Below are 7,595 nucleotides of genomic sequence, written 5' to 3'. Positions count from 1 at the left end.
GGCGGGTTCAAGGCGACGCCGGGGTCCGGCTGGGCGATGGCGGAACTGATCGCCAAGGGGCACGGGCCGCTGACGGATGCCTTCGGGTTGGATCGTTTCCGCGAGGGGCGGTTCATTGATGAAAGCGTTGCCGCCGGGGTGGCGCACTGAATGTTGGGAAGCGCCACTTCGATCACCAATACCGCGCTGGTTCATCAGCCATACATGGGTGCATGTGACCCGTCGCTGCGCACCACATGGCCAATCGCGCGCCGCCGTTGTCAAAACCGTGGGGCTTGGTCAGTCAGTGCCATGGGTTTTGGTGCCCTCACCGGCGGCACTGCCAAAGGCGATCAGGCCGCTGACGTCGACTTCGCGCCCGCGACGTGCTGCTTTGCGCGCAGCAATACCGCGCCGTTCAAGCGCAAACATGATGATCGCCAATGCGATGATCGCCCCAAACACCAAAATCGCCATCGTTTCTTTGGTCATTCTGCCGCCCTTTCGTGCCACGTTGTCCCCCGTATACCCGATTTTCCACCGTTTGGCGACAAGAGCGCACAGTGTGGGAACTCTTTCGCGGTGCGGCGGGTTTCTTGTGCATGCAGGTCATCAAAAGGAACCCCCCCATGTCAGATCGATCAAAACGCTCGGTCGTGGTGGGGTTGCTTTGCGGTGTGGGGGTGTTGGCCTATTTCATGGTGGCGCAGGGGGGCGGGCTGTCTGCGACAGAGACGGTCTTGCGCGCCGTGCAGACCGACACAGACACCTAGACGCGCGCGTCCTTCACCCCTGCGATCAGCAAGTTTTGGCCAACATAGGCTGCGGGCTCTGGCTCAACATCGCCCATATTCACCGGGGATTTCCGCCGATATTGCGCGCGTGACCCCAACCGCCACACTGGCCTCCCGTAACAAGGAGACAGACCAATGGCTGACTATACGACCCACTCCAATGATGGCGTCAGTGGCAAAGGCATTTTTATCGCGCTCGTGGTTATCGGCGCGTTCGTCTTCCTGCTGGCCGTTCTGGGCACAAGCACAGTACCGCCTGACGCCGATGGCGCAGCGCCTGTTGCCATCGACCCTGCAACGGCGGCCCCTGCTGTCGTCGAATAACACCGATTTTCTTGAATTTACCGCGATGGGCGGGCGTCTTTTGGCGCCCGTCTTTTTGCATGCGGGAACCACATCCGGAGCTTGCCGATGCTGATCCTTACCTGTCCTGTTTGCGGCGTGACCGCCGAAGAAACCGAATTTCACGGGGGGGGAGAGGCGCATTTGACGCGGTTCGGCCCCGATGCGTCAGATGCGGATTTTGAGGCCTACCTGTTCCAGCGCGAAAACCCGCGTGGGGTGCATTTTGAACGGTGGCGGCATGTCTATGGCTGCGGAAAGTGGTTTCATGCGGCGCGCTGCACCACCACGCTAGAGGTCTTTGGGACCTATGCCGCGCAAACCACCGAGCCCCCCAAGGCGATACGTGATGCGATCAGCGAAAAGCGACCCGGCTGGACTTGGAGAGACGTCACATGAATTTGCCGCGCACCCATCACCTTGCCCCACCGACCTCAAGACAAGAGACGCACCCATGAGCACACGCCTTGCCACAGGTGGCCGCCTGCTGAACACACACAAACCTCTGAACTTTACGTTCAATGGCAAACGACTGCGCGGGGTCGAGGGCGATACGCTGGCCTCGGCGTTACTGGCCAATGACCAGATGTTGGTGGGGCGGTCGTTCAAATATCACCGCCCGCGTGGGGTTGTTGCATCAGGTGCCGAAGAACCCAACGGGTTGGTGAATATGGGCGCCGATGGCACGTTTGAGCCCAACCAGCGCGTTACCACCACCGAACTGTTTGACGGGTTGACCGCAGACAGCCAAAACCACTGGCCGTCGCTAGAATTTGACGTGGGGGCGATCAACAGCCACCTGTCGCGGTTCCTGCCGGCGGGGTTTTACTACAAGATGTTCATGTATCCGCGCGCCCTGTGGAAACATGTGTACGAGCCGTTTATCCGCCAGTCCGCAGGGCTTGGCCGTGCGCCCAAATCGCGCGATGCCGATACCTATGAACATTACCATTTCTTCTGCGATGTCATGGTGATCGGCGGGGGTGTTGCAGGGTTGCAGGCGGCCAAAACGGCGGCACAAAGCGGGGCCAAGGTGCTGTTGATAGAACAGACCGCCCATTGGGGCGGGCGCGCACCTGTGGACGGCGGCACGGTAGATGGCACGCCTGTGGATAACTTCGTGGAAAACCTTGTCGATGAATTGGGAAAACTGCCCAATGTCACGCTGCGCAAGCGGATGATGGGGGCGGGTGTTTACGACCACGGGTATGTGTTGGGTTACGAACAATTACGCGATGCGTGTCCGGAAAAATCGGGGCCACGGCACCGGTTATGGCGGATCCGCGCGGGGCATATCGTGACTGCAACAGGGGCCATCGAACGCCCGTTGTCTTTTGCGGGCAATGACATTCCGGGGGTCATGTTGGCCTCTGCGATGCGGGACTATGTGGTGAACTACGGCGTGTCCACAGGCGACCGCACGGTTGTGCTGACCAACAACGACGACGCCTATTTAACCGCGTTTTCCCTTATAAAAGCGGGTTTGACGGTGCCTGCGATCCTTGATGCACGGGCGCTGACCACTGACAGCCCGGCGATGGTACAGGCCAAAGCCATGGGGCTGCGGGTGCTGACGGGGCACGGCATATCTAAGGTCAAAGGTGGCAAGCGGGTGACCGGTGTGGCGGTTTGCAGTCAGGCAGGCCAAGGTGCTGTTTTGGAAGAGATCCCTTGCGACGCGGTTGCCATGTCGGGCGGGTGGTCGCCGGTGGTGCATCTGTGGTCTCATTGCGGCGGCAAGTTGCTCTGGGATGCCGCGCAATCTATGTTTCGCCCGGATGTGGACAAAGCGCCCAAAGGTGCGGATGGCAGCGCCTTTGTGACGACAGCCGGGGCCGCCAGTGGGGCGTTGCGGTTGGGCGATTGTCTGGGCGATGGCGATCAGGCGGGCAAGCTGGCCGCTGCCGCAACCGGGTTTCGGGTCAAGCAATCGCAATGCCCGGTTGGCGACACCCCCAGGGAGGCCCCGATGGAGCCTGTTTGGCTGATGCCGCAAGGCGCAGGGGTGCAGCTGCGCAGCAAGGCGTGGCTTGATTATCAGAACGACGTAAAAGTGTCGGATGTGCAATTGGCCGCCCAAGAGGGCTTTGAGAGCGTGGAGCACGCCAAACGCTACACCACCCTTGGTATGGCGACCGATCAGGGCAAGCTCAGCAATATCAACGGGCTGGCGACATTGGCCGGTGCATTGGGCAGCGCGATCCCCGATGTGGGCACCACGACGTTCCGGCCGCCCTATACGCCGATCTCGATGGGGTCTATCGCGGGCGAGGCGCGCGGCGATGTCTTTCAACCGATCCGGCGCACGGCGATGCATGCATGGCACGACACCCACGGTGCCGAATGGGAACCCGTGGGCCACTGGCGCAGGCCTTATGCCTACGTGCGCGCGGGTGAAACCGCCCATGATGCGGTGATGCGCGAAACCAAAAATACCCGCGATGCGCTGGGCCTGTTGGATGCGTCGACCTTGGGCAAACTGGTGGTAAAGGGCCCTGATGCCGGGCGGCTGTTGGATATGCTTTATACCAACATGATGAGCACCCTAAAGCCGGGCAAATGCCGCTATGGGTTGATGTGTTCTGAAAATGGCTTTCTGATCGACGACGGCGTGGTTGCGCGCATCGATGATGACACGTTCTTGTGTCACACCACCACGGGCGGGGCGGAACGCATTCACCAGCACATGGAAGAATGGCTGCAAACCGAATGGTGGGATTGGAAAGTCTGGGTCGCCAATGTCACGGAACAATACGCACAGGTGGCGGTTGTGGGGCCGAATGCGCGCAAAGCCCTCGAGGCGCTGGGCGGTATGGATGTTTCGCGCGAAGCGTTGGGGTTCATGGAATGGGCCGACGGTGAGCTGGGCGGCTTCAAATGCCGGGTCTATCGGATCTCGTTCTCGGGTGAGCTAAGCTACGAGATCGCCGTGGATGCGGGGCAGGGCCAGGCGTTTTGGGATGCGTTGATGGACGCAGGCCAAGATCTGGGTGTGATGCCCTACGGCACTGAGGCGTTGCATATTCTGCGCGCCGAAAAGGGCTTTATCATGATCGGTGATGAAACCGATGGCACCGTGATCCCGCAGGATTTGGGGCTGCACTGGGCGATCTCCAAGAAAAAGAACGACTTCCTTGGCAAGCGCGCACAGCAACGGACCCACATGACCGACCCAACCCGGTGGAAATTGGTCGGGCTGGAAACACTGTCAGGGGAGGTATTGCCAGATGGTGCCTATGCCGTCGGCACGGGTGAAAACGCTAATGGTCAGAAAAATATGATCGGCCGTGTGACGTCCAGCTACTATTCGCCAAACCTAAACAAAGGGATCGCGATGGGGCTGGTGCTGCATGGGCCCGACCGGATGGGCGAGGTGCTGGATTTCCCCGGCACCAATGGCGTGACCTACAAAGCGCGGATCGTTGATCCGGTATTTTATGACAAAGATGGGGAGAAGGGGAATGTCTGACCCTATCACACCACGCGGCATTGCCACGATTGCCAAGGCGCCGCTGCAGGGGATGATCACGCTGCGTGCGGATCTGTCGGATCCGGGGGTGGTTGCGGCCATCACGGGCGCCGTACCGGCAGATATGCCGGGCCCACGCGAAATGGGGCTGGCTGGTCCGGTCGGATTGGGGTGGATGAGCCCGGACGAAATGTTGGTGTTGTGCCCGCATGATGATGTGCCGTCCGTGCTGGCAGCGTTGAAAACCGCGTTGCAACAGACCCATGCGTTAGCGGTCAATGTGTCTGACGCGCGCGCGTCCTTTACGGTGCAGGGCCCACATGCGCGCGACGTTATGGCCAAGCTGTGCCCGGTTGATCTGGCGCCTGCTGCGTTTGGCCCTGGAATGTTCCGACGCACCCGTATGGCGCAGGTGCCTGCGGCGTTCTGGATGCCTGCCCCTGATGCATTTCAGGTCGTGTGTTTCCGGTCCCAGGCACAATATGCCTTTGATGTGCTCACTGCCGCCAGCCAACCCGGTTCAGAGGCGCGGGTTTACGCAGATACCCGTTGACGCTCTTTGGCAGCAATGGGTAAGGTTTGAAGGTCGGTAAGGCCTTGGGCCGCTCTTTTTAAAGGATATTTTATGCTGCGTCGGATTTTGATGTCTTTGTGCTTATTGGCACCCGTGCCGGGGTTTGCGGCACAAGGTGTTCTTTATGATTGTGATATAACGGAGGCCAAACGCACAGGCGGTTGGATCGGTGACAAGATCGCCATTGTGCACTTTGACGATGGGACTGCGACAGTCAGCGATTCCTTCGTGCTGGCGGTGAATTCCGGTCCAATACAGGCCAAGGTCAAGCGCAACACCGACCGCAAGCTCGTTGTCACATGGACGATCGAGGGCTACGAGACCAGCGGCAACCAATACGTACCTTACTTTGACTTCCGCGCGACGATCAAAAAAGACGGCGCAATTACTGTCTATGCACAGCCGGATGGATATCATAACCGGTTTTCGGGTTCTGGCATGTGCAGAAAACGCGTCAGCTAACGGGTGCAGCGGTACGAACCGGGTGGGGAAGGCGTGAAAATCGCGTTTCAGAACGCTTTTGCACGCCTTAACACTTGAACTCGGGCGCGCCCGTGCTTCATGTGCAGTGTACCCAACAGAAATGACCAAAGGGGGCCCAACATGGCTTTTTCACTTCCTGATCTTCCTTATGCGCATGATGCGCTGGCAGCCAACGGCATGTCCGCAGAGACGTTGGAATTTCACCACGACCTGCACCACAACGCCTACGTCACCAATGGCAACAAGGCCATCGAGGGCACAGAGTGGGACGGCAAGTCTCTCGAAGAGATCATCAAGGGGACCTACGACGCCAGCGCCGTGGCGCAAAATGGTATCTTCAACAACATCAGCCAATTGTGGAACCACAACCAGTTCTGGGAAATGATGAGCCCCGGCGACAGCGCAATGCCGAGCGAACTGGAAAAAGCGATCACCGAGAGCTTTGGGTCCGTTGATGCGTTCAAATCCGAATTCTCAGCAGCAGGCGCGGGGCAGTTTGGCTCTGGCTGGTGCTGGCTGGTGAAAAACGCAGACGGGTCGTTGGCCGTGACCAAAACCGAGAACGGCGTGAACCCGTTGTGCTTTGGCCAGACGGCGCTTTTGGGCTGCGACGTGTGGGAGCATTCCTACTACATCGATTTCCGCAACAAACGCCCGGTGTACCTGACCAACTTCCTCGACAAGCTGGTGAATTGGGAAAACGTGGCCTCGCGCCTCTGACCTTTTGTGCGATGCTATCAAAAAGGCCTCACCTTGTGTGGGGCCTTTTTTGTGGCCGCCGTGGCGCCGCCAGACGTCTTGGCGGGGGGATGTTGTTGCAAACGCATCACAATCTGTTGGGCCGGGTGCGGGGCGTTTGGGCCGTGGGCCGCAGGTTTGGACCGTTCTGAATGGGCATGCGCGTGGTCTGGAGCGGCCCCGTGTTGCGGCGCGCGCGGCCGCGCTGTCGCAACGGCCGATTGGTACTATCTGCGGCCCGCTACCGGGGCGCGGGCTGCGGGATTTGCAGGCCAATCTGATGCCCCAAAGGACACAGCCCGCCGGGTCAGGATGGAGTCAAAACCTGCCGCAACGCATCGCGGAGGGCGGCGGTGTTGGGCACTGCGGTATAGTAGCCATGCAGGCTATCATCGGCAAAGCTTTGGTCGGTCATATGTTGGATCAAAGCGATCAGAGGGTCCCAGTAACCATTTGTATTCACTAGGAAAATCTGTTTTTCGTGCAGGCCCAACTGGCGCCATGTCAGCACCTCAAAGAGCTCGTCAAGGGACCCCGCACCACCCGGCAAAACCACAACAACGTCGCAGTTCATGAACATAACCTTTTTACGTTCGTGCATGGTTTCAGTGACCACATATGTCGTCAGGTCGGTCTTGCCGACTTCCCATTCAACCAGGTGCTGGGGGATCACGCCAAAGGTGTTGCCGCCTGCGGTTTGGGCCGCGCGGGCCACGGCCCCCATGAGCCCCACATCGCCCGCGCCATAGACCAATCGCCAGCCTTCGTGGGCCAGCGTTGTGCCCAATGCTTCGGCCTCGGCCATGTACGCAGGGTCAACCCCGGTACGAGAGCCGCAGTAGACGCAAACGGATTTGGGTTGCATATGGGGTGTCCTTACCGTTGAAGAGAGCAGCACAGGTGATCTGCGCGGTTTTGACCGGTGATAGAGCAGTTGGTATGTAGGCTCAATGTCCGTCCCGCAATTTGGGATGGCGGATATTTAGGAAGTAGAGACGGTTATGCGCAACGAGGGGCCCGACACCAAATCAGGTGGAACAGGACTGTGGGTGGCTGGCGTGGTGATCGCCGTTTTGGCGGGCGCGGGCGTTTATATGTCGTCGGGGTCGCAAGAGGATCTGGGTCTCCAAGAGGTGGCGACTGGTGGCGATGCGCCCGCACCGACGCCAGTCACTGAACCCGTCCCCGCCGCTGCGCCAGAGGCGCCCGCCGTGGC

The 7,595-nt window shown here is 59.7% G+C and carries 10 protein-coding genes and 1 pseudogene; 9 read left to right on the top strand and 2 right to left on the bottom strand.

Going from position 1 to position 7,595, the window contains the following annotated elements; genetic code table 11:
* Positions 1-150 (top strand): annotated as a pseudogene (locus tag ABJH13_RS12875) (sarcosine oxidase subunit beta); the annotation flags it as partial.
* A gap of 129 nt (positions 151-279) precedes the next feature.
* On the opposite strand, the gene ABJH13_RS12870 reads toward ABJH13_RS12875, so the two are convergent.
* Entirely contained in the window at positions 280-471 is a 192-nt protein-coding gene (locus ABJH13_RS12870; protein ID WP_348406618.1) for a hypothetical protein, read from the bottom strand.
* Between the two features lie 137 nt (positions 472-608).
* Between ABJH13_RS12870 and ABJH13_RS12865 the strand changes: the two genes are divergently transcribed.
* The 7 genes from ABJH13_RS12865 (at position 609) to ABJH13_RS12835 (ending at position 6,361) form a co-directional block, all read left to right on the top strand.
* A complete protein-coding gene (locus ABJH13_RS12865) occupies positions 609-752 on the top strand; it encodes a hypothetical protein (RefSeq protein WP_348406617.1) in 144 nt (47 codons plus the stop codon).
* 156 nt (positions 753-908) lie between these two features.
* Positions 909-1,097, top strand: coding sequence for a hypothetical protein (locus ABJH13_RS12860; RefSeq protein WP_348406616.1), 189 nt, complete (start codon positions 909-911; stop codon positions 1,095-1,097).
* Positions 1,098-1,184: 87 nt separating this feature from the next.
* On the top strand, positions 1,185-1,514 hold the full coding sequence (locus ABJH13_RS12855) for a sarcosine oxidase subunit delta (RefSeq protein WP_348406615.1): 330 nt from the start codon (positions 1,185-1,187) through the stop codon (positions 1,512-1,514).
* 55 nt (positions 1,515-1,569) lie between these two features.
* Positions 1,570-4,584 (top strand): sarcosine oxidase subunit alpha family protein, encoded by a 3,015-nt coding sequence (locus ABJH13_RS12850; protein WP_348406614.1) that lies wholly within the window; start codon positions 1,570-1,572, stop codon positions 4,582-4,584.
* On the top strand, positions 4,577-5,137 hold the full coding sequence (locus tag ABJH13_RS12845; protein ID WP_348406613.1) for a sarcosine oxidase subunit gamma family protein: 561 nt from the start codon (positions 4,577-4,579) through the stop codon (positions 5,135-5,137). The genes ABJH13_RS12850 and ABJH13_RS12845 overlap by 8 nt, the downstream gene beginning before the upstream one ends.
* A 72-nt stretch (positions 5,138-5,209) precedes the next feature.
* Entirely contained in the window at positions 5,210-5,620 is a 411-nt protein-coding gene (locus ABJH13_RS12840; RefSeq protein WP_348406612.1) for a hypothetical protein, read from the top strand.
* A gap of 141 nt (positions 5,621-5,761) precedes the next feature.
* Positions 5,762-6,361: a superoxide dismutase gene (locus ABJH13_RS12835; RefSeq protein ID WP_348406611.1), complete on the top strand. Its 600-nt coding sequence runs from the start codon at positions 5,762-5,764 to the stop codon at positions 6,359-6,361.
* Positions 6,362-6,686: 325 nt separating this feature from the next.
* Here the strand turns inward: ABJH13_RS12835 and ABJH13_RS12830 are convergent, their stop codons facing one another.
* Complete coding sequence (locus ABJH13_RS12830; RefSeq protein ID WP_348406610.1) at positions 6,687-7,244, bottom strand: TIGR00730 family Rossman fold protein; 558 nt, start codon at positions 7,242-7,244, stop codon at positions 6,687-6,689.
* 136 nt (positions 7,245-7,380) lie between these two features.
* Here ABJH13_RS12830 and ABJH13_RS12825 point away from each other — a divergent pair.
* Positions 7,381-7,595 (top strand): hypothetical protein (locus tag ABJH13_RS12825; protein WP_348406609.1); only part of this gene is annotated, 215 nt, incomplete at its 3' end.

It is taken from the genome of Roseobacter sp. (assembly GCF_039970775.1).
GTDB lineage: Bacteria > Pseudomonadota > Alphaproteobacteria > Rhodobacterales > Rhodobacteraceae > Roseobacter.
The sequence above is the reverse complement of the archived record's forward strand: the minus strand, read 5'-3'. Positions and strand labels throughout refer to the sequence as shown.

Excerpts from the sequence above, each read along its gene's own strand:
- ABJH13_RS12855 (WP_348406615.1), top strand. The coding sequence starts at position 1,185 with ATGCTGATCCTTACCTGTCCTGTTTGCGGCGTGACCGCCGAAGAAACC.
- ABJH13_RS12840 (WP_348406612.1), top strand. The coding sequence starts at position 5,210 with ATGCTGCGTCGGATTTTGATGTCTTTGTGCTTATTGGCACCCGTGCCG.
- ABJH13_RS12870 (WP_348406618.1), bottom strand. The coding sequence starts at position 471 with ATGACCAAAGAAACGATGGCGATTTTGGTGTTTGGGGCGATCATCGCA.
- ABJH13_RS12835 (WP_348406611.1), top strand. The coding sequence starts at position 5,762 with ATGGCTTTTTCACTTCCTGATCTTCCTTATGCGCATGATGCGCTGGCA.
- ABJH13_RS12860 (WP_348406616.1), top strand. The coding sequence starts at position 909 with ATGGCTGACTATACGACCCACTCCAATGATGGCGTCAGTGGCAAAGGC.
- ABJH13_RS12830 (WP_348406610.1), bottom strand. The coding sequence starts at position 7,244 with ATGCAACCCAAATCCGTTTGCGTCTACTGCGGCTCTCGTACCGGGGTT.
- ABJH13_RS12845 (WP_348406613.1), top strand. The coding sequence starts at position 4,577 with ATGTCTGACCCTATCACACCACGCGGCATTGCCACGATTGCCAAGGCG.
- ABJH13_RS12865 (WP_348406617.1), top strand. The coding sequence starts at position 609 with ATGTCAGATCGATCAAAACGCTCGGTCGTGGTGGGGTTGCTTTGCGGT.
- ABJH13_RS12850 (WP_348406614.1), top strand. The coding sequence starts at position 1,570 with ATGAGCACACGCCTTGCCACAGGTGGCCGCCTGCTGAACACACACAAA.